This window comes from Streptomyces sp. 378, from assembly GCF_030124145.1.
Taxonomy (GTDB): Bacteria; Actinomycetota; Actinomycetes; order Streptomycetales; family Streptomycetaceae; genus Streptomyces.
Map to the genome: position 1 here is coordinate 395,920 of NZ_JASKMS010000002.1, position 24,956 is coordinate 420,875.

Below are 24,956 nucleotides of genomic sequence, written 5' to 3' on the forward strand. Positions count from 1 at the left end.
TCCCGCCTGCCGCTGAAACCGTGCTCCATGAAAGGCCCTGCGCACCATGAAGACCATCACCCACTGGATCGACGGCAAGCCCGTCGAGGGCACCTCCGGCCGGTTCGGCCCCGTCTACAACCCGGCGACCGGCGCCCAGGAGAAGCAGGTCGCGTTCGCGTCCGTCGACGAGGTGGACGCCGCGGTCGCCTCCGCCAGGGCCGCCTTCGAGAGCTGGGGTCAGTCCTCCCTCGCCAGGCGCACGGCGATCCTGTTCAAGTACCGCGAGCTGCTGGACGCCCACCGCGACGAGATCGCCGAGCTGATCACGGCCGAACACGGCAAGGTGCACTCCGACGCGCTCGGCGAGGTCGCCCGGGGCATGGAGATCGTGGAGCTCGCCTGCGGGATCTCCGTCCAGCTCAAGGGCGAGCTGTCCACCCAGGTCTCCACCCGGGTCGACGTCGCCTCGATCCGCCAGCCGCTGGGCGTGGTCGCGGGCATCACTCCGTTCAACTTCCCGGCGATGGTGCCGATGTGGATGTTCCCCCTCGCCATCGCCTGCGGCAACACCTTCGTGCTGAAGCCGTCGGAGAAGGACCCGTCGGCCTCCTTCCGCCTGGCCGAGCTGGCCACCGAGGCGGGTCTGCCGGAGGGCGTCCTGAACATCGTGCAGGGCGACAAGACGGCCGTGGACCGCATCCTGGAGCACCCGGACGTCGAAGCGGTCTCGTTCGTCGGCTCGACGCCGATCGCCCGGTACATCCAGCTGAAGGCCGTCGAGCACGGCAAGCGGGTGCAGGCGCTCGGCGGCGCCAAGAACCACATGCTGGTGCTGCCCGACGCCGACCTGGAACTCGCCGCCGACCAGGCGATCAACGCCGCGTACGGCTCGGCGGGCGAGCGCTGCATGGCCGTGTCGGTGGTCGTCGCCGTCGGCGACATCGGTGACGAACTGGTCGGCAAGATCGCCGAGCGTGCGAAGAACCTGCGGATCGGCCCGGGCGACGACCCGGCGTCCGAGATGGGCCCGCTGATCACCCGTGAGCACCGCGACAAGGTGGCGTCGTACGTGGCGTCGGCCGCCGAGCAGGGCGCCGAGGTCGTCGTCGACGGCACGGGCCTCTCGGTGGAGGGCCACGAGAACGGCTTCTTCCTCGGTGTCTCCCTGCTGGACCGGGTGCCGGTGACGGCGGACGCCTACCGGGACGAGATCTTCGGCCCGGTGCTGGCGGTCGTACGGGCGGAGACGTACGAGGAGGCCATCCAGCTGATCAACTCCTCCCGCTGGGGCAACGGCACGGCGATCTTCACCCGGGACGGCGGCGCGGCCCGCCGCTTCCAGCTGGAAGTGAAGGCGGGCATGGTCGGCGTCAATGTGCCGATCCCGGTCCCCGTCGGCTACCACTCCTTCGGCGGCTGGAAGGACTCCCTCTTCGGCGACCTGCACGTCTACGGCAACGACGGCATCGCCTTCTACACCCAGGGCAAGGTCATCACCACACGCTGGCCGGACCCGTCCGACGGCGGCATCAACCTCGGGTTCCCGAGCAACTCCTGACACCCGAAGGGGGGTTCCTCCATGGCGAAACGCGGTGACCGGGCCCGCGGCACGGCGGGCTCAGCGCTCGGCTCGCTGGACTTCGCCCTGGACCGGGGCAGTCCCGTGCCGCTCTACCACCAGCTCGCACAGCAGTTGGAGGCGGCGATCGAGCACGGGGCCCTCGCCCCGGGGAACCTCCTGGGCAACGAGGTCGACCTGTCCGTGCGCCTCGGCTTGTCCCGCCCCACCGTCCGCCAGGCCATCCAGTCCCTCGTCGACAAGGGCCTGCTGGTCCGGCGGCGCGGGGTGGGCACACAGGTGGTGCACAGCCAGGTCAGGCGCCCCCTGGAACTGAGCAGCCTCTACGACGACCTGGAGGAGGCCGGTCAGGCACCGACCACCGAGGTCGTGCGCCACGAGGTCGTCCCGGCCTCCTGCGACGTGGCCGCCGCCCTGGGGGTGCAGGAGGGTTGCGAGGTGACCGTCCTGGGCCGGGTGCGCCGTACACACGACCGTCCGCTGGCCCTGCTGTGCAACTACGTCCCGGTGTGCCTGCTGGATCTGGACAACGCGCGCCTGGCGGCGACAGGCCTGTACCGGATCATGCGCTCGGCGGGCATCACGCTGCACAGCGCCCACCAGACGGTCGGCGCCCGCGCGGCCACGGCACAGGAGGCGGCCCGCCTGGACGAGCGGGAGGGCGCGGCGCTGCTCACCATGCAGCGCACGGCGTACGACGACACGGGGCGCCCGGTCGAGTACGGGACGCACATCTACCGGGCTTCGCGCTATTCGTTCGACTTCCAGTTGCTGGTCCGGCCTTGACCGGACCCGGCAGCCGGGTGCGAACCCGGACGGAACTGCCGACCCTGCGCAAGACTGCGGCGTCGCTCGCCGAGCGGGGCGGCCCGCAGGGCCTCGCAGCAGGGCTGGACGCCCCGCTCGACGGCTTCACGAGCGGCTCCCCACCCGCAGCATCCGGCTGAACGGCGTGTCCGGGCGCTCCAGTCGCTCGCCGTCCAGGGTGATGTCGACGACCTCGTTGAAGAAGGCGACGCGCCCCCGCACCGCCTTCACCGCGGGCAGCGGCTCCGGGTAGCTCCAGAGGATGTTGGGCGGTACGTCACCCCCGCCGCCCCAGGACCAGTACGCGGCGGTGCCTTTGTAGGGGCATCCGGTGTGGTGGTCGGTCGCGTCGAACAGGTCGAGCCGGACGTCCTCACGGGGGAGGTAGTACCGCGTGGGCAGGCCGGTTTCGAAGAGCAGGACGGGGGCGTGGCTGTCCGCGACGAGCCGCCCCTCGATCTCGACCCGCACATGGCGGCTGCTGGCCAGCGCGTCGACGCGTTTGTGCGGGTCACGGGGGTGGATGAAGATCTCCTCGTCCTCCTCGTACCAGTGGTCGAGACCCGTGTCGGTGCGCAGGAACCACTCGAAGGCGATGTGGCCGGCCAGGTCGTCGGCGGGGAACGTCCAGGCCGCGTTCGCGCGCACCTCACCGTCGGCGTCGAGGTCGTAGAAGGTCCGGGAGCCGGTGTGGCTGCCGGCGGGCGGGCTCTTCGCCGGGCGGAGGAGGTCGGTGCGGACGTCCTCGCGCGGGAAGGCGTACTGCGGGACGGGCAGACGGGGCTCCCAGACGAGCACCGGGTGCCGGCTGTCGACGACGGTGACGTCGCCCTTGCGGCCGCGCACCCAGCGCTCGCTGGGTTCCCACAGGAGACCTTCGGGGGTGGTCCTGATCGAGCGGGCGGTGGGGTGGGCCGGGTGGGTGGTCATGGCCGGTGCTCCCTCCGGAGGTCCGGGTGCCGGTTCCCCTCCACGGTCCCACGGTCTCAGTGCGCCGCGTCCAGCCGGGCGCGCTGCTCCGGGGTCAGTTCCAGGTCCACCGCCGCCAGGTTCTCCTCCAGCTGGGCCACCGACGAGACCCCGGTCAGCGGCAGGACGGGCGGTTCGCCGCCGATCTGCCAGGCGAGCACGACCTGGTTGACGCTCGCACCGGTCTCCCGGGCCACGTCGCGCAGTGCGGCCAGCCGGGCCGGGGTGCCGGGGTGGTCGAAGTCGGCGGGCAGCCGCTCCGGACGAACGTAGGCGCCCTTCAGCAGCGGCGAGTAGGCGACGAGGGTCAGGCCCGGCTCGGCCCTCAGGTAGCCGAGCAGGTCGGGACCGGCGTGAGCGAGGCTGCCGTCCGGGAAGAGGGCGTCGGGGACGTCGGTGCGGGGGCGCAGATGGGTGTGCGCGTACTGGAGGACCTCGTAACCGGGCAGTCCGGCCGCGGCGGCGAGGGCACGGGCCCGCTCGACGCGCCAGACGGCGTGGTTGCTCACGCCGAGCAGTCCGACGGTGCCCTCGGCCACCAGGGCCCCGAAGGCCTCGACGGTCTCCTGGAGCGGGACGGTGCGGTCCTCGATGTGTGCGTACAGCAGGTCCAGTTTCGCCAGGCCGAGCCGTTCGCGGCTGCGTTCGGCGGACTCGCGGATCACCTTCGCGGACAGGCCCTCGGGGTTGTCGGTGTAACTGGTGCCGGGGGCCAGGGGGACGGCGCCGAGCTTGGTCGCGATGACGATCTCGTCGCCGACGCCGCGACTGCGCCGCCAGCGGCCGAGGAGTTCCTCGCTCTGGCCGCCCTGGCCTCCGTCCGTCCAGAAGGCGTAGTTGTCGGAGGTGTCGATGAAGTTCCCGCCGGCTTCGACGTAGCGGTCGAGCACGGCGAAGGACGTCGCCTCGTCCGTCACCGAGCCGAACAGCATCGCGCCGAGCGCGAGGACGCTCACCTCACGGCGGGTCGTGGGATCCGTGCCGATCGTGCGGTACTTCATGGGTGTCGCTCCCTCCCGCGTGCTCCGGCTTTCGGGCACGCAGGGGAGTCTGCGGCTTGGAGCGCTCTCGAAGTCAAGGGCGTACGCGAACGAGAAAGGGCCCCGCAGGCATCGGCCTGCGGGACCCTTCGCACCGTCGGGACGACAGGATTTGAACCTGCGACCCCTTGACCCCCAGTCAAGTGCGCTACCAAGCTGCGCCACGTCCCGGTGCGCGCCACCCACGGTGAACCGCGTGATCGCGCGAACAGCACTTTACCCCACACCCCCGACCGCGCCGAAAGCGGGCCGGGCGGGACAATCGGCGTATGGGCAGCACGGGAGAGACTCACTCGGGCCGGACGGGCGGCGCACGGGACCGCGACAGTGAGGGGCGGGCGCGCAACGCCCGGCCCCGGGACGGTCTCGGGCGGCCCCTGCCGTACGGCGCCGACGGTGTGCCCCGGCAGCCCGAGGGCGTCGTCCGGGCCCCGGAAGAGACCGTCGTCGAGGCGCAGCGGCTGCTGGACGAGGGCAAGCCGTTCCACGCGCACGAGGTCTTCGAGGACGCGTGGAAGTCGGGGCCGGACGAGGAGCGCGAGCTGTGGCGCGGCCTCGCCCAGCTCGCCGTGGGGCTCACGCACGCCGCCCGCGGCAACCTGACCGGCGGGGCACGGCTGCTCCGGCGCGGGGCGGGCGCGGCCGAGGCGTGGACGGCCGGCTCCGGGCAGGCGCTGCCGCACGGGATCGACGTGGAGAGCGTGGCCGCGTGGGCGCGGGAGCTGGCGGGAGACGTGGAGCGCACCGGCCGCCCGGTGGACGCGGCCGTCCGGGCGCCCCGGCTGCGGGGCGCGGCGGCCGGTCGCTGACCGCGACGGCGGCGACACCCACCACCCCTCGACGGCCGGCACCGGCACCCGGCCCCACCGCGGTGAACCCGCCGTCACCCCCGTGCGGCACACTCGGGGCGTGCGAAAGATTCATGTCATCGGTATCGGAGCGGGCGACCCCGACCAGCTCACCCTCCAGGCCGTCAAGGCGCTGCGGAGCACGGACGTGTTCTTCATCCTGGAGAAGGGTGAGGTGAAGGCGGATCTCACCGGACTGCGCCGGGAGATGCTCGACGCGCACGTGCCGCGGGGCGGCTACCGCGTCGTCGAGGCGCGCGACCCGGAGCGGGACCGGAGCGCCGGCGGTGCGGCGTACTCCCCGGCCGTCGGGGACTGGCGCAGCGCCCGTGGCGACATCTACGAGCGGCTGATCGCCGAGGAACTCGGCGAGGAGCAGACCGGCGCGTTCCTGGTGTGGGGCGATCCGTCGCTGTACGACAGCACGCTGGGGATTCTGGAGGAGGTGCTGGGGCGGGGCGCCGTGGCCTTCGCGTACGACGTCGTGCCCGGCATCAGCAGTGTCTCGGCGCTGGTCGCCCGGCACCGGACGGGGCTCAACCGCGTCGCCCGGCCGGTGCAGATCACCACCGGCCGACGGCTCGCGGAAGGGTTCCCGGAGGATGTGGACGACGTGGTGGTGATGCTCGACGCCCACCAGGCCTTCCAGCGGTACGCGCACGAGGACGTCGACATCTACTGGGGGGCCTACATCGGCACCCCCGACGAGATCCTCGTCTCCGGCCCGATCGCCGAGGCCGCCCCCCGCATCGAGCGGTTGCGGGCCGAGGCCCGCGAGCGCAAGGGCTGGATCATGGACACGTATCTGCTGCGCCGGCACCCCCGCGACTGACGTGACGGGCGGGCACACGGCCGTCTCAGCACCTCAAGACAGCCCCAGTCGTTGAAGCACCCCCTCCACATCGGGTACGGCCGTCACACCGTCCGGCAGCGGCGGTCGCCGTACGACCACGACCGGCAGTGCCAGGTCCCGGGCCGCCGTCAGCTTGGCCGCCGTCGACGCGCCCCCGCTGTCCTTCGTCACCAGGACCTCGACGCGGTGCTCGCGCAGCAGGGCCGTCTCGCCGGGGACGGTGAAGGGGCCGCGCGCGAGGAGCACGTGGGTGTCGGGCGGCATCGGCGGCCCGGGGGGATCCACCGACCGTACGACGAAGTGGATTCCCGTCAGGTGGGCGAAGGAGGCCAGGCCGAGCCGCCCGGTGGTGAGGAGTACCCGGCGGCCGAGACGCGGAAGCAGGTCCGCGGCCGCGTCCAGTGAGGGGACCGGGTGCCACTGGTCCCCGGGGCCGGGCCGCCACCCGGGGCGGCGGAGCACCACGGCGGGGAGACCGGTCTCGGCCGCGGCGCGGGCCGCGTTGGCCGTGATCGACTCGGCGAAGGGGTGCGTGGCGTCGACGAGTGCGTCCACGCCCTCTTCCCGCAGCCATCCGGCGAGTCCCCGGACCCCGCCGAAGCCCCCGACGCGCACCCGTCCGTCCAGTGCGCCCGGCTCGGCGACCCGTCCGGCGAGGGACGTCGTGACGCGAACGCCGGGACGGGTGGCCAGCGCGGCGGCCAGGGCGCGGGCCTCGGCCGTGCCGCCGAGGATCAGAACGTGAGGGGACACGGCGTCGAGCCTACGAGGTGCGGACCGGCCGTCGGCGGGACGGGTGCCGACGGGCGGACGGGGATCCGGGCGTGCCCCGTCCCGCCCACGTCCCGACCGGACGCCGACCGGCGAACACCGCTCCGGGTGGTTATCGTCCTGGCATGGAGTCCGTGCGTGCCGTGCTCGTGGACATCGACGGGGTGCTCACCGTGTCGTGGCGGCCGCTGCCCGGGGCCGTGGCGGCGTTCCGGGAGATCCGGGAGGCAGGGCCGGCCGTCCTGCTGGTCACCAACACCACCTCCCGCACGCGGGCGTCGATCGCGGGGACGCTGGCGGAGGCGGGGTTCCCGGTGTCCGCCGAGGACATCCTGACGGCGCCCGCCGCCACCGCCGCCCACCTCGCCGAGCACTGTCCCGGCGCCCGGTGCGCGCTGCTCAACAGCGGCGACATCGCGGAGGACCTCGAGGGTGTCACCGTCGTCGAGGCCAGTGACACCCGGACCGTGCCGGACGTCGTCCTGGTCGGCGGGGCCGGTCCCGAGTTCGGCTACGCGGCGCTCGACCGGGCGTTCGGCCATCTGCGGCGCGGGGCCCGGCTGGTGGCGATGCACCGCAACCTGTACTGGCGTACGTCCGAGGGGCTGCGGCTGGACTCCGGGGCGTTCCTGGCCGGGCTGGAGCGGGCCGCGCGGGTGGAGGCGGAGATCACCGGCAAGCCGGCGCGGGCGTTCTTCGCGTCGGCGCTCGCCCGGCTATGCGTCGGCGCGGACGAGACGCTGATGGTGGGGGACGACATCGAGTCCGACGTGCTGGCGGCGCAGCGCGCCGGGATCACCGGGGTGCTCGTGCGGACCGGGAAGTTCCAGCCGGAGACGCTGCGGGCCGCCGACGGCACGCCCGACCACGTGATCGACTCCTTCGCGGACCTTCCCGCGCTGCTGCGGGAGTCAGCGCAGCAGTAGTTGCAGGCCGCCCACGACGGTCGCCGCGATGACCAGTTGCTCGAACAGCCGCTGGTTGATCCGGTGCACGGCCCATGTGCCGAACAGCGCGCCGGGCACGACGAACGCCACGAGCGCCAGGTCGAGGAGGAGCGAGCGGCCGTCGATCAGGCCGAGGCCCGCGCTGAAGGGCAGCTTGGAGACGTTGACGATCAGGAAGAAGAAGGCCGATGTGCCGAGGAAGCCGAGCTTGCGGAAGCCCGCGGAGAGCAGGTACATCGACATCACGGGGCCGCCCGCGTTGGCGACCATGGTGGTGAAACCGCCGAGGACGCCGTAGGACCGGGCCTTGAGCCGGCCCGGGCGGGTGGTGACCGACTCCGGCTCCTCCGTGTCGGGCGTGCGCCGCCGCCACACCGTCACGGCCGCCATCAGCAGCAGGATCGCGCCGATCGAGGTCCGTACGATCGCGTCGTCCGCCCAGAGCAGGAACACCGTGCCGACGACGACGCCCGCGGCGACCGCCGGGAACAGCCGCCACAGCGTGGGCCAGTGGGCGTGCCGCCGGTAGGTGGCGACGGCCAGGAGGTCTCCGGCGATCAGGATCGGCAGCAGGACGCCGGTGGAGGCGCGAGCGGGCAGCACCGCCGCGAAGAGGGCGAGACTGACCGTGTTGGCCCCGCTCACGGCGGTCTTCGAGAAGCCGACGAGCAGGGCCGCGAAGGCGAGGACGGCGAACTGCCAGCCGGTGATGTGCCAGAGCGTCATGGTGTTCATGCGAGCACTGATGCTATGTGCGACGAACAGATGCCCGTAAGCGCTGTCTCGCCTGGTGGGCGGGCCGGGGCCGAGGGGACCGTCCCGGCCGTTCGCTAGGACCGCTCGACGAGGACCGCGCTCCCCTGCCCCACCCCGACGCACATCGTGGCCAGGCCGCGCCCCGCCCCCGTGCGCCGCATCCGGTGCAGCAGCGTCGTCAGGATGCGGGCGCCGGAGCAGCCCAGGGGATGGCCCAGGGCGATGGCGCCGCCGTTGGGGTTGACCAGGTCGGGGTCGATGCCGAGCTGGTCCACGCAGGCCAGGGCCTGGGCGGCGAAGGCCTCGTTGAACTCGGCCTCCTCCAGGTCGCCGACGCTCCAGCCCGCGCGGGTCAGGACCTTGCGGGTGGCGGGGACGGGGCCGATGCCCATGACGTCGGGATGGACTCCGGCGGAGGCGCCGGCGACGTAGCGGCCCAGGGACTCCAGGCCCAGCTCGTTCAGGGCGTCCTCGCTGACGAGGAGGAGACCGGCGGCGCCGTCGTTCATCGGCGAGGCGTTGCCCGCGGTGACCGTGCCGCCGTCGCGGAAGACGGGCTTCAGCCGGGACAGCTTCTCGTGCGAGGTGTCCTCGCGGACGCATTCGTCGGTGTCGACGACCACGCCGTCGGGGCGTTCGACGGGCAGGAGTTCGTCGTCGAAGTGACCGTTCCTGCGGGCCAGGGCGGCCCGTTGGTGGCTGCGCAGCGCGAAGTCGTCCTGACGTTCGCGCGGGATGCCGTACCGCGTGGCGACCTCCTCGGCCGTCTCGCCCATGGCCAGCAGTCCGTGCAGGTCACGCATCGCCGGGTTGACCAGGCGCCAGCCGAGGCGGGTGTCGACGGTTTCCATGCGGTGCGGCAGGGCGTCGTCGGGGCGGGGCAGGACGAAGGGGGCGCGGCTCATCGACTCGGAGCCGCCCGCGATCACGATGTCGGCCTCGCCGGCGGCGATGGTGCGGGCCGCCGTGGTCACGGCCTCCAGGCCCGAGGCGCACAGGCGGTTGACGGTGGCGCCGGGCACGGAGTCGGGGAGGCCGGCGAGCAGGGCGGCCATGCGGGCGACGTTGCGGTTGTCCTCGCCGGCCTGGTTGGCGGCGCCCCAGTAGACGTCGTCGACGCGGGCCGGGTCCAGCGCGGGCGCGCCGGCGACCAGGGCCCGGACGACGGTCGCGGCGAGGTCGTCGGGCCGTACCGAGGAGAGGGATCCCCGCAGTTTGCCGATGGGGGTGCGGCGGGCGGCCGCGAAGTGGACGGGACGCACGAGAGGCTCCTCACACCGCGCATTAATTAGCACTGCTAGTTTCGGACTATAGACCTTCCCCCCGCCGCCTGTGAAGATTCCGCGCCTCCCGGGGTTTCCCGCAGGTCATATCGCAGGCCGGACGCCCTTCATGCGTCACGTTTGCACCAGTGCGCCCGGGGCACCCGCGCCGTCATGGAGTGGTTGCGGAGCGCTGCCTGCGTGGACGAGGACCCCGAGCTGTTCTTTCCCGTCGGTACCGCCGGCCCCGCCTTGCGCGATACGAGCGCCGCGAAGCGGATCTGCGCGCGCTGCCCGGTGACCGACCAGTGCCTGAGCTTCGCGCTGGGCAGCGGTCAGGCCTCGGGCGTGTGGGGCGGCACCGGTGAGGAGGAGCGCGACGCACTGCTCCGGACGACGAGGAACGACGCGCGAAGGAGAAGTGCCCTATGACGGCTGTGAGGAGCACACTGCCCGACGACGCCCGCAAGGTCTCCTGCGAGGCACTCCAGGACACGCTGGTGGATCTGCTCGGGCTCTCGCTGGTCGGGAAGCAGGCGCACTGGAACGTCGTCGGACCGCGGTTCCGGTCCATCCACCTCCAACTGGACGAGGTGGTCACGACCGCGCGGGACTTCGCCGACACCGTGGCGGAGCGGTCGGCCGCGCTGGGCGTCCCGCCGGACGGCCGCCCGGAGACCGTCGCCAAGGCGTTCACACTGCCCGCCCCGGCGGAGGGCTGGGTGCGCGACTCGGACGCCGTGCGGGTGATGGTGGACGCGCTGCAGGAAGCCGTGGGCCGTCTGCGCGAGCGCATCGACACGACCGAGAACGCGGACCCGGTCACCCAGGACCTGCTGATCGGCATCACCGCGGAGCTGGAGAAGCAGCGGTGGATGTTCGACGCCGAGAACTTCCCCCGCTGATCCGCGGCAGGACGGCACGCAGCATCCGACGTACGTACGGAAGGGGCAGGCGATGACCGACGCCCTCGAACTCGACGCGCTGTGGGAGGACTTCCACCGCGTGGTGAACATGACCTCGCAGGAACTCGCGGCCTGGCTGCGGGTCCGCGACGCCGACGAGGCCACCGAGCCGCTGCCCGACCAGGCGGGTTCCCCCACCGGGCAGCACGTCCTGGCCATCCTCCAGAAGCGGCGCACCGACCTGACCGAGGACGACCTGCGCGTGATGCGGAAGGTCGTGGACACGGTCACCGAGCAGGTGGACCTGGAGAACGAGCCGGAGCCCGAGGTGACGGCCGAGGACACCCGCCGTCGGCACCGGCTGATGACGATCGGGCACGACCCGCTGAAGGGGTAGGCCGTGGGCCGCCAGGAGCGCGTCGTACGGGAACTCGTCGGCGCACACGGCCGGACGTACGCCGAGGAGGCGGGCATCCGGCTGAAGGACACGCCACAGCCGCTCTACCGGCTGCTGGTGCTGTCCCATCTGCTCAGCGCCCGCATCCGCGGCTCGATCGCGCTGGCCACCGCCCGTGCCCTGCACGAGGCGGGGCTGCGCGATCCGCGGCGTATGGCGCGGGCCGCCTGGCAGGAGCGGGTCGACGCGCTGGGCCGGGGCGGCTACCGGCGCTACGACGAACGCACGGCCACCCAGCTCGGCGACGCGGCGGAGCTGCTGAACGACCGGTGGGGCGGCGATCTGCGGCGGCTGCGCGGGGAGGCGGACGGTGAGGTGCCCGAACTGCGCCGCCTTCTCCAGGAGTTCCCGGGCATGGGCCCGGCCGGAGCCGACATCTTCCTGCGCGAGGCGCAGGGCGTCTGGCCGGAGGCGGCCCCCTACCTGGACGCCAAGGCCCTCCAGGGCGCCGAGCGGCTGAACCTGCCCAAGGAGCCGAAGCGCCTGGTCGCACTGGCCGGGGACACCGACCCGGCTGTCCTCGCCGCCGCGCTGGTTCGGGCGGCGGTGGACAAGGAGGTCGCCGAGGACACGCTCGGCCGCGCCCGGTGACCGGCATCCCCTCACCCGAGCAGCCAGCCCCCGTCCACGGCCAGTTCCACCGCGTTGACGGACCGGTTGCGCAGCAGGAAGTCCACCGCGTCGACCACGTCCGCCATGGTGGCGAGCCGCCCGGTGGGTGTCTCGGTGCGCAGCGCGGCGAGCACCTTCTCCTCTTTGGCCTGCCAGTACGGGCTGTCGCCCACGACTCCGGGATGCACGGCGTTGACCCGGACGGGGGCGAGTTCGACGGCGAGGGAGTGCATCAGACCCCGCACCCCGGCGTTGACCGTCGCCACCGTCGTGGCTCCCGGGTAGGGGCGCTCCTTGGCCTGGCCGCCGAAGAGCACGATGGCGCTGTCGTCGTGCAGCCGGCCGCGCAGCGTGTGCACGACCTCCGTGTAGCCGACTAGCTTGAGGGTGACCAGGCGCAGGGCCGCGTCGATGTCGTACTCGGTCACCTTGTTGTCGTCCCGGGAGATGCCCGCGATCACCAGGTGGTCGACGCGGCCCATGCCGGACAGGGCCGCCGCGATCTCCATCGGCCGGGCCAGGTCGACGGCCAGTCCACGGGCACCGACCTCCTTCGCGACCGTTTCGGCCCGCTGGGTGTCGCGGCTGGTCAGAACGACGTCGTCGCCCTGCCCGGCCCGCGCCCGGGCGATCTCCAGCCCGATCCCGGATGTTCCGCCGACGACGAGCACACTGCTCATGACTTCTCCTCCAGTGCCGCGCGCAGGTAGTCCCAGTCCCGCGTGAACCGGTACGAGTGCCGTGACGGCGGTTGCGGCGCCTGGGTCTCCAGCCAGCGCAGCGGCCCCCGCCCCGCGTTGCCGAATCCGTGCACGCAGCCGGCGCCCGCCCAGGCCACATCGCCGGGCTCCAGCCGGTACCGCTCGCCGTCGAGGGTGGCCTCCGCCAGGCCCTCCAGGATCAGATAGGTCTCCTCGAAGGGGTGGTCGTGGGTGCCGATGACCCCGTCGGAGGCGTACTGCACCATGAACATCGTCGAGGCGACCGCGCCCAGATCGACGTCGATCATCATCTTCACCGTGATCCCGCTGTAGACCAGCAGCGCGGTCCGCATGCTGGCCGTGACCGCCAGCAGGTCCTGCGCCTGCTTGCCGGGATCCATCTGGTCGGGCTCGAAGTGGCCGAAGGAACGGGTGCGCGGGTCGCGCACGTCCACCCGGGCCGGCCGGCGCGCGGGCAGGTCCGGTACGGCCTGCGTGTCGTGCCCGTAGCGGGCGCGCGGCACCGGGGCCAGCATGTCCGCCCAGCGGCCCGCGGTGCTCCCGGCCCCGCGCCAGGCATGCGGAACACCGGTCGGCAGCAGTCCGTAGTCGCCCGCCTCCAGCAGGTACGAGCCGTCCGGCACGTCGAGCACCACGGCTCCGTCGAGGACGTGGAAGGTCTCCTCGTACGAGTGCACGTGCGCGGGCACCCGGCCGTCCGGGAGCAGGTCGCACAGGCCGAAGCCGGTGTGGACGCTGCCGTCCTCCTCACCGACCAGCGCCCGGCGCCGGTGACCGTGCCGGTCGTAGGGCGGCTCGGGCAGGTCGGCGGCGTGGCGCACCAGGTGGTTCGTCATGCCGGTGCCTTCGCTCCCTTGGCCTCCTTCGCCGCGAGGAGCCGGTCGCGGGACTCGCCGACGAGCCGCAGGGCGCGTGCGGTGTCACCGAGGAGCCTGCCGTCGCGCTTGCGGAGCACGCCGTCGACGAGGACGGTGTCCACGTTGGAGACGTCGGCGCACAGCGTCACCGCGGCGACGGCGTCGTGCACGGGGGCGACGTTCGGTGCGGTGGCGTCGATCGCGACGATGTCGGCGCGCTTGCCGGGGGTGAGGGAGCCGGTGCGGTCCTCCAGCCCGGCGACGTGGGCGCCGTTGATCGTGGCGATCTCCAGCATCTGACGTGCTGTCAGCATGGTGTCGGGCACCGGCATGTTGGCCTGCCAGCAGTCGGCGTTGACGCGGGCGCGTTCGGCGCCGAAGGCCGCGCGGATCTGGGTGAACATGTCGCCGGGCACGGTGGTGACGACGTCGATGCTGAGCGACGGCCGCAGACCGTGCTCGATCGCCTGCATCACCGGTGGCCAGCCGTGCCCCATCTGGAGTTCCACCTGGGGCGCGATCGAGACCGTGCCGCCGCTGTCGGCGACCATCCGCCACTCCTCGCCGCTGAGGTAGCAGCTGTGGACATAGGTGGTGTCGGGGCCGAGGAGTCCCAGGCCGTGCAGCCGCCTGACCATGCCGAAGCGGCCGGCGAGCCGCCCCATGGCCACGTGCACCGTGAGGGGGAGGCCCAGTTCGCGCGCCAGGGCCCACTCGGCGGTGACGACCTCGTCGACGCAGAAACCGGGGCCGCGGGTGGCGAGGCCCATGGTCAGCAGGCCGTCGTCGGACGCGAAGTGCGTCGACCGGATCCGCCGTACGTCGTCCGCCGGAAGGGCGATCCGGCTCTCGAACCAGTAGTCCGCGAGGGAGGTGTTGGCGCTGCCGTACGCGTACCGCGCCCGGATGCCGGACTCCGCCAGGCCCTGGATCGCCGCGTCCGGGTGCTCGGGGGTGTTGTTGATGTGCGACCAGTCGACGAGGGTGGTGATGCCGGCGTTGACGCACTCCAGCGCGCCCGCGAGGTTGCCGGCGTAGACGTCCTCGGGGGTGTACAGGGGGGCGAAGGTGTCGAGGATGTCGACGAAGTAGTCGTCGAGGGTGGCGTCGGGGGCGACGCCCCGGATGGGGGCCTCCCAGGTGTGGCGGTGGGTGTCGACGAAGCCGGGGATCACGAGGTGCCCGGTCATGTCGAGGACCTCGGCGTCGGCGCTGATCTCGGGCTCGACGGCCGCGATCCTGCCGTCCTCGACCAGGACGTCCCCCTGGGGCAGGTCCCCGATGTCCGGGTCCATCGAGATCACGTGACCGGAGCGCAGCAGTGTCCTGGTGGTCATCGCGCTTCCTCCCATGGGGTGTTCGACGGCGGGTGTGCGACTCAGTACGCGGCGAGCCTGCGGACCTCCGTGACGACCTTGTCGACGGTGGGGATGACCTGCTCCTCCAGCGCGTCCGCGAAGGGCAGCGGGACGCACTCCCCCGCCACCCGGCGCACGGGCGCGTCCAGCAGGCCGAACCCCTCGTCGGCGACGACCGAGACGACGGTGGCGCCCCAGCCGCCCTGGTACGGGTTCTCCTCGACGGTGACGAGCCGCGAGGTCCTGCCCAACGAGGCCAGGACGGTCGCGGCGTCCAGGGGGACCAGACAGCGCAGGTCGACGACATCGGCCTCGATCCCCTCCCCCGCCAGCAGGTCGGCGGCCTTCAAGGCCAGGGGCACCATGGAGGCGAGCGCGACGAGCGTGACGTCGCCGCCCTCCCGGACGACCGAGGCCCGGCCCAGTTCGACGACGTGATCGGGCGGGGCCGGTGGGCCCTTGCTCGCCAGCAGCCCCTTGTGCTCGAAGAAGACCACCGGGTCGTCGCTGCGGATCGCCGCCGCCATCATGCCGACGACGTCGGCGGGTGTCGCCGGTGCCGCGATCCTCAGTCCGGGCACGGTCAGCGCCCAGTTCTCGGTGGCCTGGGAGTGCTGGGCGCCGAAGCCGAGCCCGCCGCCGTTGGCGGTGCGTACGACGAGAGGCACGGTCACCTGGCCACCGGTCATGTAGCGGACCTTGGGGATCTCGTTGGCGAGGTAGTCCCAGCAGCAGGCCAGGAAGTCGGAGAACATGATCTCCACGACGGGCCGCATCCCGGTCATCGCCGCGCCCATCGCCGCGCCCACGATGGCCTGTTCGGAGATGGGCGTGTCCCACACGCGCTCGGGCCCGAACTCCTCTCGCAGCCCCGTGGCCGTCTTGAACACCCCGCCGGCCGCGCCGATGTCCTCCCCGAGGCACACCACCGAGGCGTCCCGGCGCATCTCGCGTGCGATGCCCTCGGCGACCGCCTCCCGGTAGGTGATCACGTCCGCCATGCGGCACCTCCGTCCGCCCACACGTCGGTCAGTGCCTCCCGCGGATCGGGCGGCGGCGCGGCCTTCGCCGCCGCCACGGCCCGCTCCACCACGGCCCGGGCCCGCTCGTCGGCCTCGGCGACCGTCTCCTCGCCCACCCCCAGTTCGGCCAGGCGCCCCCGCGCGAGGTCCAGCGGGTCGTGCTTCAGCCAGCGTTCGACCTCCTCGGCCGGGCGGTACGCCGCCGGGTCGGTGCGGCTGTGCCCGAAGTGACGGTAGGTCTCGGCCTCCAGCACGGCGGGCCCGTCTCCGGCCCGGGCCCGCCGCGCGAGCCGCCCCACCGCCTCCTCGACCGCCTCGACGTCGTTGCCGTCGACGACCTCGCCCGGGATGCCGTGGGCGGGGGCCCGGTCGGCGGCGGGGCGGGCCACGGCCGTGACGTCGGCGATCGGTGTGTACTCCATGTACAGGTTGTTCTCGCACACGAACAGCACCGGCAGTTTCCACACCGCGGCCAGGTTGAGCGATTCGTGGAAGGCGCCGATGTTGGTCGCGCCGTCGCCGAAGAAGGCGACCGCGAGCTGCTCGGTGCCGCGCAGCCGGGCCGACCAGGCCGCCCCCACCGCCATCGGCAGATGGGAACCGACGATGGCGTACGAGCCGAGCATGTGGGTGGCCGCCTTGGTCAGGTGCATGGAGCCGCCCTTGGCCTTGCACAGCCCGGTCGCCCGGCTCATCAGCTCGGCGAGGCACTCCTCGGGCGTGGCGCCCCGGGCCAGGGCGTGGTGGTGACCCCTGTAGGTGGCGAACACGTAGTCGTCCGGGCGCAGTGCGGCACTCGCGCCCACGGCGATCGCCTCCTGCCCGGCGGCCAGATGCGTGGTGCCCTTCACGAGGCCTCGCAGGAACAGGTCGTGGGCGGCCTTCTCCGTGCGGCGGATGACGTTCATCCGCTCGTACCGGTCGAGGAGGGCGGTGACGTCCATCAGCGGTCCTGGGTGTTGAGGTGGGACTGCGCCTCGCGCCGGGTGTTCAGCTCGCCGCCCACCGTCCAGTACTTGCGCCCGGCCACCAGCAGGTCCTCGGCGGGGAACTTGGTGATGACCTCGCAGCCGTCGGCGGTGACGACCAGTTCCTCCTCGATCCGGGCGGCGGACCAGCCGTCGGCGGCCGGCCAGTACGTCTCCAGGGCGAACACCATGCCTTCCTCGAGGACTTCGGGGTGGTCGAGGGAGACCAGACGGCTGAAGATCGGCTTCTCCCAGATCGACAGGCCGACGCCGTGGCCGTACTGGAGGGCGAAGGCGGCGGTCTCGTCGGCGAAGCCGAACTCCTCGGCACGCGGCCAGACCCGCACGATGTCGGCGGTCGTGGCGCCCGGCCGGACCAGGGCGATCGCCTCGTCCATGGAGGCACGGCAGCGCACGTAGGCGTCCCGCTGCGCCCGCGAGGCGCTGCCCACGGCGAAGGTGCGGTAGTAGCAGGTGCGGTAGCCGAGGTGGCTGTGCAGGATGTCGAAGAAGGCCGGGTCGCCGGGACGGATCAACCGGTCGCTGTAGACGTGCGGATGCGGCGAACAGCGCTCGCCCGAGATGGCGTTGACGCCTTCGACGTACTCGCTGCCGAGGTCGTAGAGCACCTTGCTGACCACGCCGACGCACTCGTTCTCGCGCACCCCCGGGCGCAGGTACCCGTACAACTCCTCGTAGGCCGCGTCGACCATGGCGCAGGCCTGGGTGAGCAGGGCGATCTCGTCGCCGGTCTTGATCCGGCGGGCCTCCAGGAAGACCTGCTGCCCGTCGACGACGTCGACGCCCTCGGCGCGCAGCGCGGCGAGGACCGGCATCTCGGCGACGTCGACACCAAGGGGTTCGCCCGCGAGCCCGTGCTCGCGCAGCTCGGCGGCGATCTTCGCGGCCACGTCCTCGGCGATCCGGGCGTCCGGGTGGAAGGCGCCGCGCAGGGTGGAGATGCCGGCGCGGGCACCGGTGGGCGGGCCGCCCTTGCCGTCGCTGTAGTCGAGCCAGGGGTTGTACAGCTGGTGGTGGCGGGCGGCGGAGCCGAAGTCCCAGACGACCGGTTCGCCGTCGCGCACCAGCAGGGCGAAGCGGATCAGCTTGTCCATCGCCCAGGTGCCGATGTGGGTGGCCGTCATATAGCGGATGTTGGCGAAGTCGAAGCTGAGCACCGCGCCCAGCTCGGAGCGGTTCAGCGACTCGCGCAGCCGGGCCAGCCGCTGTCCGCGCAGCCGGTCCAGGTCGATGCGCTCTTCCCAGTCGACCGCGTTGGGTCCGTATGTGTGGATCGCCATGGCGACCACCCCCACTTCGGAGTGAACGCCCGAGTGCGGTGGGTGTCAAGTGGCACTGAACAAGGTTGTCACCCGGCATCGCCGGACACGAACCAGACGCCCACAGCCGGTACCTCTCCATCGTTGCGGTAGCGGTGGGGGGTCGTCGACTCGAAGCAGACGGAGTCGCCCGGCCGGACGGTGTACTCCTCGAAACCGAGGGTGAGGACGAGCTCGCCGGAGGTCAGATAGCCGTATTCGGTTCCGGCGTGCCGCATCAGCGCGCCGGAGCCGGAGGAGGAGCCACCGGGCCGGTACGTGACCAGCAGGAAGTCGGCCTCCGCGCCCGGGACCCGCCCGAGACGCTCCCACACGACCCCCGAGTCCAGCTCCAGCGTCTCCCGCCCGCCCGCACCGACCAGGGGCCCGATCCGCCGCCCCGGATCAGCCGCGAAGGCGGCGAGGGTGTGCGGCACGGTGGCGGGGACGGCGGCGAGGGGACCCGCCGCGACGCCCGTCCGGACCGGCTCCCGGACCCCCTCCCCGGCACCCTCGCCCGCATCGAAGAGGGACTCCACGGAGATCCCCAGCGCCGTGGTGATCGCGTACAGCGTGCTGACGGACGGCTGGCTCTTCCCGGTCTCGATCTGCGACACCAGACTCGCCGACACGCCGATCTCCCGGGCCAGCGCACGCAGAGTCGTACCGCGCTCCAGGCGCGCCTGCCGGATGCGCGCGCCGACGGGCGGCACGACGGCGGATGACACGGGCGGCTCCTCTGCTCGGGCAGCGTTGTGCAGCTCCATTGAACAGTCCGTGCGAGCCCTTGCGCCAGGAGTAGGAGGTCCCTGCCGTCCGGTCCTCACCCGAACGGTCCGGCCCCGGTGGTGGGCCGTGGCGGGCGGTGGTGCGCTGAGGGCAAGCGTCACGTCCCCAGGAGGCACTCCCGATGACCCCTCGTCCGTCCCGCCTCGTCCGCGCTCTCACCCCCGCCCTGGCGGCGGGCACGCTGCTCGCCACCGCGGCCTGCTCGGACGACGGCGGCACGGACGGCGCGCGCGTCCCGGGCGTCACCTCGTCCCAGGCCGCAGCGCAGCGGCAGACCCCCTCCCCCACCGCCACGCTCTCCACGGACGGCGCCCGGACCGCGCTGATCACCGAGGCGGACATCGAGGACGCCTGGACGCAGGTGACGGACACGGAGGCGAAGAGCTGGCACGACAACCTGCTCATCGGCACGGTCGACGTCTCCGACTTCCTCACCGCCGAGGCCCAGGCGTCCGACTGCCAGCGACTCCTCGACTCCCTCTTCGACGACGATCTGCTGGGCAGACCGTCGGGCGCGTCCGAACTGCGCGGCTTCCGGCAGGGCGACTCCCGCCTGCTGTACCAGGTCGCCTCCTACGACCGCACCGACCTGCAGGACTCCTTGAACTGGATGGCGACCCTGCCGGAAAAGTGCGATCAGTTCACCGTGACCGACGGCCAGGAGCAGCGCACCGTCCAGGTCATCGACACCTCGCTGCCCAAGGTCGGCGACGCCCGTCAGGGCCTGCGCGTGACGGTGCAGGGCTCGGCCGGCGGCGACGAGGCCACCCTGACCCTGGACGTCGCCGCCGTCCGCGTCGGCGACGACGCGATCACCGTCACCGCGGGCGGGCTCGACGGCGACGAGAACGACTCCGTCCAGCAGGCGGTGCGCCAGGGCACCCAGCGTCTGAAGGACGTCCTGGCCGGGAAGTCGCCCGCCGCGAGCCCCACCTAGAGCGGCCGGTACGGCACGCGCCTCCTCCCGCGGGCCTGCTCCACCCCGACCTCCGTCGCCGCTCCGCCGATTTCCGGGACAGCGTGATCACCGGAGCGGCACAATGGCGCCGATGACCGGTTTCGGTCGTTCGTGCGAGTGCGAGGAGAGGACGAGTCGTGAGCGATGGCCACACCCCTTCAGGCGGGTCGGCGAGGCTGAACACCGGTGTGGCGCACAACGCGCGCGTGTGGAACTACTGGATCGGCGGCAAGGACAACTACGAGGTCGACCAGCAGGTCGGCGAGCAGGTCGCCGGCATGTTCCCGATCATCCGGGACATCGCCCGCGCCGACCGGGACTTCCTCGGCCGGGCCGTGTCGTTCCTCGCCGGTGAGCGCGGTGTGCGGCAGTTCCTCGACGTCGGCACAGGACTGCCGACGGCGGACAACACCCACGAGATCGCCCAGCGCCTCGCGCCCGACTCACGCATCGTCTACGTCGACAACGACCCGATCGTGCTGGTGCACGCCCGCACACTGCTGACCGGCACCCACGACGGCGTCACCTCCTACATCGACGCCGATGTGCACGATCCGGACGCCATCCTCGAACGGGCGGGACAGACCCTCGACTTCACGCGGCCCGTCGCCGTGATGATGCTGGGCATCCTCAACTTCGTCCTGGACGCCGACAAGGCCCGGGACATCGTGCGCCGGGTGATGGCCGCGGTGCCGTCCGGCAGCTTCCTGGTCCTCACCCACCCGACCTTCGACGACGAGTTGGGCGGCGCGGGCCAGATCCCGGCCATGAAGTTCTGGAACGAGCACGCCACTCCCCCGATCACCGCCCGCGCCGGCGCGGACATCGCCGCGTTCTTCGAGGGGCTGGAGCTGCTGGAGCCGGGCATGGTCTCGTGCGGCCAGTGGCGTGCCGAGCCCGGCTCGGCCGTGCTCGTGCCGCAGTACGGCGCGGTGGCCGTGAAACCCTGACACGCGGCGGTGCCGTCGCGGCAACCAGGAGAGCCCGGGCGGGACGATGTCCTCAGGGCCCCGGTCGGCGGCCGAGGGCCAGGAGGACGATTGAACGGGCGTGTGGCCGGTCACAGTTCTCCTGAAGCGGCTACCCAGGAAGTCCGAACGGCTGAAAGTATGATCAAGCAATGTCTGACATGACCGAAACCACGCCCGGCTGGCTGTCCTCCGACGAACTGGAGATGACACGCGCCCGCATGCCGATCCTGTACGTCGAGGCCGTCCCGGTCCGCGTCGACGACAGCGGCGAAGTCACCAGCGTCGGCCTGCTGCTGCGCATAGGGCCCGACGGCACGGTCAGCCGGACGCTGGTCTCCGGCCGCGTGCTGCACCACGAACGCGTCCGCGACGCCCTCCTGCGCCATCTGGAGAAGGACCTCGGCCCGGTCGCGCTGCCCCGCGTCCCGGCGTCGCTCCAGCCGTTCACGGTCGCGGAGTACTTCCCGACGCAGGGCGTCACGGCGTACCACGACCCTCGCCAGCACGCGGTGTCCCTGGCCTACATCGTGCCGGTGACGGGCGACTGCCGGCCCCGGCAGGACGCGCTCGACCTGGTGTGGTTCGACCCGCGGGAGGCCGTCTCGGAGGCGGTGCAGAGCGAGATGCCGGGTGGGCACGGAGTGCTGCTGAAGCAGGCGCTGGCGCATGCGGGCTGCGTGATCTGAGCTGGAGGTTTCCCGCCTTCACGGGACGACGTGGACGGCGGCGGCTGACCCCGCCCGGCGACCGCCCCGAACACGACCAGCGGGTCTGCCGATATCGGCAGACCCGCTGGTCGACTCTGTCGGGACGACAGGATTTGAACCTGCGACCCCTTGACCCCCAGTCAAGTGCGCTACCAAGCTGCGCCACGTCCCGTTGCCCGTCTGACCTGGGGATTCCCCCCGGCCGAACGCGCAGGGAAACAATACCGCACTGGCCCCGGTGATCGCGCATCCGTTTCCCGGCCGCACCGCTTGACCTCAAGCTTGGCCGAGGTTGCACGCTCGTCGTCATGACCGACACGACGCGGACGCACACCTACACGTATGCCGACCTGCCGGGCCTGATGGGCCTGATGACCGGGGACGAGAAGCACGGCCCGGCCGCCACGTCCACCCTGGACGTGCTGTGGGTGCTCTACGACCGGGTGCTGCGAGTGAGCCCGCGGAGCAGGACCGACCCGGGGCGGGACCGGTTCCTGCTGTCCAAGGGGCACGGGCCGATGGCGTACTACGCCGTGCTGGCGGCCAAGGGGTTCGTGCCGGTGGAGTGGCTGCCGGGCTTCGGCTCCTACGACTCCCCGCTCGGCCACCATCCCGACCGGACGCTCGTGCCGGGGGCCGAGATCGGCAGCGGATCACTGGGGCACGGACTGCCGATCGCCGTCGGAACGGCGCTGGGGCTGCGCGCCCAGGGGATCGACCGGCCGCGGGTGTGGGCGCTGATCGGGGACGCCGAGCTGGACGAGGGCAGCAACCACGAGGCGATCGCCTTCGCCGGGCCCGCCGGGCTCGACCGGCTGCACACCGTCGTCGTCGACAACTCCTCCGCCACGTACGCGCGACCGGGCGCGGGATCGCCGCCCGTTTCGAGGCGGCGGGCTGGTCCGCGCTGACCGTCGACGGCCGTGACCACGAAGCCCTGTACACCGCTTTCACCGCACCGCACCCGGGCCGTCCGCACGTGGTCGTGGCCCGGGTCGAGCCGAAGTCCGCCTGAGCTTTCGCACCGGAAGGAACCCCATCCCCATGGACACCATGCGAGACCGGTTCGCCCCCGTCGTCTCCCGCCTGCTCGACGAAGACCCCCGGGTCGCCGTGGTCCTCGCCGCGATCGGCACGGACGGCTTCGCCGACGCCGCGCGCCGCCATCCCGGCCGGGTCGTCGACGTCGGCATCCGCGAGCAGCTCCTGGTCGGGGCGGCGGCGGGGCTGGCACTGACCGGGCTGCGACCCGTCGCGCACACCTTCGCCAGCTTCCTCGTGGAACGGCCCTTCGAGCAGATCAAGCTGGACCTCGGACACCAGGACGCGGGCGCGGTGCTGGTGAGCGCCGCCGCCTCGTTCGACTGGCCGGCGGGCGGCTACACCCACATGGCGCCGGGCGATGTGGCGCTGCTCGACACCCTGGACGGCTGGACCGTCCATGTGCCGGGGCACCCGGACGAGGCCGAGACGCTGCTGCGGCACGCGGTCGCGGCGGGTGACGACAAGGTGTACGTACGGCTGTCCGTCCAGGCCAACCAGAGCGCACTGCCCGTCGACGGGCAACGGTTCCGCACCGTCCGCGAGGGGCGCCGCGGCGTCGTGGTCGCCGTGGGGCCGATGCTCGACGCGGTGCTCGCCGCCTCCGAGGGGCTGGACGTCACCGTCCTGTACGCCACCACCGTCCGTCCCTTCGACGCGACCGCCCTGCGCCGGGCCACCGAGGCGGCCGGGACGGACGTCGTCCTCGTCGAGCCCTACCTGGCGGGGACGTCGACGGCCGCCGCGAACGACGCGCTGTCGGACGTACCGCACCGGGTCCTCGGGCTGGGCGTGGGACGTCGCGAACTGCGGCGGTACGGGCAGCCCGCGGAGCACGTGGCCGCCCACGGACTCGACGCCCGGTCGCTGCGCGAGCGCATCGGGAGCTTCGTCGGGGCGGCCGTCCGGGTGTGAGACCGCGAGGCGTCACACCGCCGGCAGGCCGAGCCGGGGGTGGCCCTCAAGGAGGCGGGTCGGGGCCGCCTGACGCCACGAGTCGGCGAGGATGTCGCGCAGTTCGCCCTCGTCCTCCATGGCGTCGAGCCGGGCCCGCACCCAGGAGAAGGAGGACTCGTGGTCGGCGATCCAGAACTTCCCCGGCTCGGCGAGCACCAGCTCGTCGCGCTCCACCTTGGGACAGCGCACGGCGATGGACCTCTCGTCCTCCGGCAGTGTGGCGAACATCTTTCCCGCGACCCGGAACGTGGGCATGCTCCAGGCGATCTTCTCCGTCGTGTCCGGCAGGGACAGGGCGATCCGTCGTACGTCTTCGGCATCCGGCATGGCAGGCACCGTATCGGCTCTCACTGACCATCACCTGGTGAGACGGGTGCCGGTAGCCGCTTGTAGTAGATCGTCGTCGGCCTCAGCACCCCGTCGGGGCTCGCCGCGTAGTCGGGGATCGCTCCGACCGGGGTCCAGCCGGCGGACCGGTACAGACGTTCCGCGGGGCTGCCGGTCTCGGTGTCCAGGTGCAGGAGGGTGACACCGGCCGCCGCGGCGGCGGCCTCGGCCGCGGCCAGCAGCCCCCGGGCGAGGCCGCGTCCACGGGCGTCCGGGTGCACCATCAGCTTCACGAGCTCGGCGCGGTGCCGGCTGTTGGCCTTGCCGGGGAAGGCCAGACTCACGGTGCCGAGCACCCGTTCCCCGTCGCACGCCGCCCACACGGCGAGCCGGCCCGCGGCGACCTCGGCGGCCCGCTCCCCCCACCAGTCGCGGGCCCGTGCGTGGCCGAGCGGGGCGAGGAAGCCGACCGAGGCGCCCCCGTTCACGGTGGCGGTCAGCAGATCCGCCAGCTCCGCGCGGCGGGCGAGCAGCCGGGGTACATCCAGGCGGATCACGGCCGCACCACCGCCAGCAGATAGCGGACGCCCTCGGGGGTCGTGCAGCGGAACCGGGTGGGGCCCCACACCCGCATCCGCAGGCAGTCACCGGCGTCCAGCCGGTGTGCGGTGCCCTGTGTGGTCACCTCCAGGGCGCCCTCCAGGACCCAGATGTGCTGCTCCAGGCCGGTCACGGGCGGGCGGTCGTAGGCCAGGTCGGCGCCGGGTGAGAGGCGGGCCTCGACGAGTTCGCCGCGCAGGGCGGGGTGCGGCGGCGACACGGACCGCCGTACGAAGCCGGAGGCCCGGTCCCGCCAGACGGGCTGGCCGGTGGAGCGGACGACGGCCTGCGGTTCGGCCTCGACCTCGCTGAGGAGCTGGGACATGGTGCGGTCGTAGACGGCGCACAGGCGGTTCAGGAGTGCGGCGGTGGGGCTGATCTCCGCCCGCTCGGCCCGGGACAGGGTGGACCGGCTCACCCCGCTACGGTCGGCCAGCTCCCCCAGGGACCATCCGTGTGCGGCCCGTAGTTCGGCCAGGCGCACGCCCAGCCGGGCGTCGAGGGCCTCCGTTTCCCCGCTTCTCATATTCGGGACGCTATCCCGGATATGAGACAGCGGTGTTACGGACTCC

Annotated in this window: 28 protein-coding genes, 2 tRNA genes and 1 pseudogene; 14 read left to right on the forward strand and 17 right to left on the reverse strand. The window is 72.5% G+C overall.

Going from position 1 to position 24,956, the window contains the following annotated elements; translation table 11 throughout:
* Window positions 1-46 precede the first annotated feature (46 nt).
* The gene (locus tag QNO09_RS04580) at window positions 47-1,540 is read left to right on the forward strand and encodes a CoA-acylating methylmalonate-semialdehyde dehydrogenase (RefSeq protein ID WP_283968726.1); all 1,494 of its coding nucleotides are present in this window, start codon (window positions 47-49) and stop codon (window positions 1,538-1,540) included.
* A 21-nt stretch (window positions 1,541-1,561) separates the two neighbouring features.
* On the forward strand, window positions 1,562-2,347 hold the full coding sequence (locus QNO09_RS04585; RefSeq protein WP_283968727.1) for a GntR family transcriptional regulator: 786 nt from the start codon (window positions 1,562-1,564) through the stop codon (window positions 2,345-2,347).
* A gap of 126 nt (window positions 2,348-2,473) precedes the next feature.
* Here the strand turns inward: QNO09_RS04585 and QNO09_RS04590 are convergent, their stop codons facing one another.
* The 3 genes from QNO09_RS04590 to QNO09_RS04600 all read right to left on the reverse strand — a co-directional run bounded on the left by QNO09_RS04590 (window position 2,474) and on the right by QNO09_RS04600 (window position 4,548).
* Window positions 2,474-3,298 (reverse strand): DUF427 domain-containing protein, encoded by an 825-nt coding sequence (locus tag QNO09_RS04590; RefSeq protein ID WP_283968728.1) that lies wholly within the window; start codon window positions 3,296-3,298, stop codon window positions 2,474-2,476.
* A gap of 56 nt (window positions 3,299-3,354) precedes the next feature.
* Window positions 3,355-4,338, reverse strand: coding sequence for an aldo/keto reductase (locus QNO09_RS04595; protein ID WP_283968729.1), 984 nt, complete (start codon window positions 4,336-4,338; stop codon window positions 3,355-3,357).
* 136 nt (window positions 4,339-4,474) lie between these two features.
* Window positions 4,475-4,548, reverse strand: a tRNA-Pro gene (locus tag QNO09_RS04600).
* A gap of 98 nt (window positions 4,549-4,646) precedes the next feature.
* Here QNO09_RS04600 and QNO09_RS04605 point away from each other — a divergent pair.
* On the forward strand, window positions 4,647-5,186 hold the full coding sequence (locus QNO09_RS04605) for a DUF309 domain-containing protein (protein WP_283968730.1): 540 nt from the start codon (window positions 4,647-4,649) through the stop codon (window positions 5,184-5,186).
* Between the two features lie 100 nt (window positions 5,187-5,286).
* The gene (gene cobF / locus QNO09_RS04610) at window positions 5,287-6,057 is read left to right on the forward strand and encodes a precorrin-6A synthase (deacetylating) (protein ID WP_283968731.1); all 771 of its coding nucleotides are present in this window, start codon (window positions 5,287-5,289) and stop codon (window positions 6,055-6,057) included.
* Window positions 6,058-6,090: 33 nt separating this feature from the next.
* Here the strand turns inward: cobF and QNO09_RS04615 are convergent, their stop codons facing one another.
* Window positions 6,091-6,831 (reverse strand): cobalt-precorrin-6A reductase, encoded by a 741-nt coding sequence (locus QNO09_RS04615; RefSeq protein WP_283968732.1) that lies wholly within the window; start codon window positions 6,829-6,831, stop codon window positions 6,091-6,093.
* A gap of 143 nt (window positions 6,832-6,974) precedes the next feature.
* Here QNO09_RS04615 and QNO09_RS04620 point away from each other — a divergent pair, with 143 nt between their 5' ends.
* A complete protein-coding gene (locus QNO09_RS04620; RefSeq protein WP_283968733.1) occupies window positions 6,975-7,775 on the forward strand; it encodes an HAD-IIA family hydrolase in 801 nt (266 codons plus the stop codon).
* On the opposite strand, the gene QNO09_RS04625 is transcribed toward QNO09_RS04620, so the two are convergent.
* Window positions 7,761-8,531, reverse strand: a complete 771-nt coding sequence (locus tag QNO09_RS04625) for a sulfite exporter TauE/SafE family protein (RefSeq protein WP_283968734.1) — start codon at window positions 8,529-8,531, stop codon at window positions 7,761-7,763. The two genes, QNO09_RS04620 and QNO09_RS04625, sit on opposite strands and share 15 nt — an antisense overlap.
* Window positions 8,532-8,626: 95 nt before the next feature.
* Complete coding sequence (locus tag QNO09_RS04630) at window positions 8,627-9,814, reverse strand: thiolase family protein (protein ID WP_283968735.1); 1,188 nt, start codon at window positions 9,812-9,814, stop codon at window positions 8,627-8,629.
* A 174-nt stretch (window positions 9,815-9,988) separates the two neighbouring features.
* Here QNO09_RS04630 and QNO09_RS04635 point away from each other — a divergent pair, with 174 nt between their 5' ends.
* From QNO09_RS04635 to QNO09_RS04650, 4 genes are read left to right on the forward strand one after another with little or no spacing between them, the layout of a single operon-like run.
* Window positions 9,989-10,246 carry a WhiB family transcriptional regulator gene (locus QNO09_RS04635; RefSeq protein ID WP_283968736.1) on the forward strand — a complete coding sequence of 86 codons (258 nt, stop codon included), beginning with the start codon at window positions 9,989-9,991 and terminating at the stop codon, window positions 10,244-10,246.
* Window positions 10,243-10,719, forward strand: coding sequence for a Dps family protein (locus QNO09_RS04640; protein ID WP_283968737.1), 477 nt, complete (start codon window positions 10,243-10,245; stop codon window positions 10,717-10,719). The genes QNO09_RS04635 and QNO09_RS04640 overlap by 4 nt, the downstream gene beginning before the upstream one ends.
* Before the next feature lie 52 nt (window positions 10,720-10,771).
* Window positions 10,772-11,116: a DUF3140 domain-containing protein gene (locus tag QNO09_RS04645; protein WP_283968738.1), complete on the forward strand. Its 345-nt coding sequence runs from the start codon at window positions 10,772-10,774 to the stop codon at window positions 11,114-11,116.
* Window positions 11,117-11,119: 3 nt separating this feature from the next.
* Window positions 11,120-11,767 carry an HhH-GDP family DNA glycosylase gene (locus QNO09_RS04650; protein WP_283968739.1) on the forward strand — a complete coding sequence of 216 codons (648 nt, stop codon included), beginning with the start codon at window positions 11,120-11,122 and terminating at the stop codon, window positions 11,765-11,767.
* Window positions 11,768-11,778: 11 nt separating this feature from the next.
* On the opposite strand, the gene QNO09_RS04655 is transcribed toward QNO09_RS04650, so the two are convergent.
* From QNO09_RS04655 to QNO09_RS04685, 7 genes are all read right to left on the reverse strand, one after another.
* Window positions 11,779-12,468, reverse strand: coding sequence for an SDR family NAD(P)-dependent oxidoreductase (locus QNO09_RS04655; RefSeq protein WP_283968740.1), 690 nt, complete (start codon window positions 12,466-12,468; stop codon window positions 11,779-11,781).
* The gene (locus QNO09_RS04660) at window positions 12,465-13,346 is read right to left on the reverse strand and encodes a cupin domain-containing protein (protein ID WP_283968741.1); all 882 of its coding nucleotides are present in this window, start codon (window positions 13,344-13,346) and stop codon (window positions 12,465-12,467) included. The genes QNO09_RS04655 and QNO09_RS04660 overlap by 4 nt, the downstream gene beginning before the upstream one ends.
* Window positions 13,343-14,704 carry an amidohydrolase family protein gene (locus QNO09_RS04665; protein WP_283968742.1) on the reverse strand — a complete coding sequence of 454 codons (1,362 nt, stop codon included), beginning with the start codon at window positions 14,702-14,704 and terminating at the stop codon, window positions 13,343-13,345. The genes QNO09_RS04660 and QNO09_RS04665 overlap by 4 nt, the downstream gene beginning before the upstream one ends.
* 41 nt (window positions 14,705-14,745) lie before the next feature.
* On the reverse strand, window positions 14,746-15,726 hold the full coding sequence (locus QNO09_RS04670) for an alpha-ketoacid dehydrogenase subunit beta (RefSeq protein WP_283968743.1): 981 nt from the start codon (window positions 15,724-15,726) through the stop codon (window positions 14,746-14,748).
* Window positions 15,714-16,691 carry a thiamine pyrophosphate-dependent dehydrogenase E1 component subunit alpha gene (locus tag QNO09_RS04675; protein ID WP_283968744.1) on the reverse strand — a complete coding sequence of 326 codons (978 nt, stop codon included), beginning with the start codon at window positions 16,689-16,691 and terminating at the stop codon, window positions 15,714-15,716. The genes QNO09_RS04670 and QNO09_RS04675 overlap by 13 nt, the downstream gene beginning before the upstream one ends.
* Window positions 16,691-18,016, reverse strand: coding sequence for a M24 family metallopeptidase (locus QNO09_RS04680; RefSeq protein WP_283968745.1), 1,326 nt, complete (start codon window positions 18,014-18,016; stop codon window positions 16,691-16,693). Before QNO09_RS04680 ends, QNO09_RS04675 begins: the two co-directional genes overlap by 1 nt.
* A 68-nt stretch (window positions 18,017-18,084) precedes the next feature.
* A complete protein-coding gene (locus QNO09_RS04685; protein ID WP_283968746.1) occupies window positions 18,085-18,762 on the reverse strand; it encodes a helix-turn-helix domain-containing protein in 678 nt (225 codons plus the stop codon).
* A gap of 182 nt (window positions 18,763-18,944) precedes the next feature.
* On the opposite strand from QNO09_RS04685, the gene QNO09_RS04690 reads away from it, so the two are divergent.
* The 3 genes from QNO09_RS04690 (at window position 18,945) to QNO09_RS04700 (ending at window position 21,438) form a co-directional block, all read left to right on the forward strand.
* Window positions 18,945-19,760 (forward strand): hypothetical protein, encoded by an 816-nt coding sequence (locus QNO09_RS04690; protein ID WP_283968747.1) that lies wholly within the window; start codon window positions 18,945-18,947, stop codon window positions 19,758-19,760.
* A gap of 158 nt (window positions 19,761-19,918) precedes the next feature.
* A complete protein-coding gene (locus QNO09_RS04695) occupies window positions 19,919-20,731 on the forward strand; it encodes an SAM-dependent methyltransferase (RefSeq protein ID WP_283968748.1) in 813 nt (270 codons plus the stop codon).
* A 179-nt stretch (window positions 20,732-20,910) separates the two neighbouring features.
* Complete coding sequence (locus tag QNO09_RS04700) at window positions 20,911-21,438, forward strand: NUDIX hydrolase family protein (RefSeq protein WP_283968845.1); 528 nt, start codon at window positions 20,911-20,913, stop codon at window positions 21,436-21,438.
* A gap of 119 nt (window positions 21,439-21,557) precedes the next feature.
* On the opposite strand, the gene QNO09_RS04705 is transcribed toward QNO09_RS04700, so the two are convergent.
* Window positions 21,558-21,631 (reverse strand) — tRNA-Pro (locus tag QNO09_RS04705).
* Between the two features lie 136 nt (window positions 21,632-21,767).
* On the opposite strand from QNO09_RS04705, the pseudogene QNO09_RS04710 reads away from it, so the two are divergent.
* Window positions 21,768-22,474: pseudogene (locus tag QNO09_RS04710) on the forward strand (thiamine pyrophosphate-binding protein).
* A gap of 29 nt (window positions 22,475-22,503) precedes the next feature.
* Window positions 22,504-23,415: a transketolase family protein gene (locus QNO09_RS04715; RefSeq protein ID WP_283968749.1), complete on the forward strand. Its 912-nt coding sequence runs from the start codon at window positions 22,504-22,506 to the stop codon at window positions 23,413-23,415.
* Window positions 23,416-23,427: 12 nt separating this feature from the next.
* Here the strand turns inward: QNO09_RS04715 and QNO09_RS04720 are convergent, their stop codons facing one another.
* The 3 genes from QNO09_RS04720 to QNO09_RS04730 are packed head-to-tail and all read right to left on the reverse strand — an operon-like array spanning window position 23,428 to window position 24,910.
* On the reverse strand, window positions 23,428-23,784 hold the full coding sequence (locus QNO09_RS04720; RefSeq protein ID WP_283968750.1) for an MmcQ/YjbR family DNA-binding protein: 357 nt from the start codon (window positions 23,782-23,784) through the stop codon (window positions 23,428-23,430).
* A 20-nt stretch (window positions 23,785-23,804) separates the two neighbouring features.
* Window positions 23,805-24,341, reverse strand: a complete 537-nt coding sequence (locus tag QNO09_RS04725; RefSeq protein WP_283968751.1) for a GNAT family N-acetyltransferase — start codon at window positions 24,339-24,341, stop codon at window positions 23,805-23,807.
* On the reverse strand, window positions 24,338-24,910 hold the full coding sequence (locus QNO09_RS04730) for a helix-turn-helix domain-containing protein (protein WP_283968752.1): 573 nt from the start codon (window positions 24,908-24,910) through the stop codon (window positions 24,338-24,340). The genes QNO09_RS04725 and QNO09_RS04730 overlap by 4 nt, the downstream gene beginning before the upstream one ends.
* Window positions 24,911-24,956: the final 46 nt, after the last annotated feature.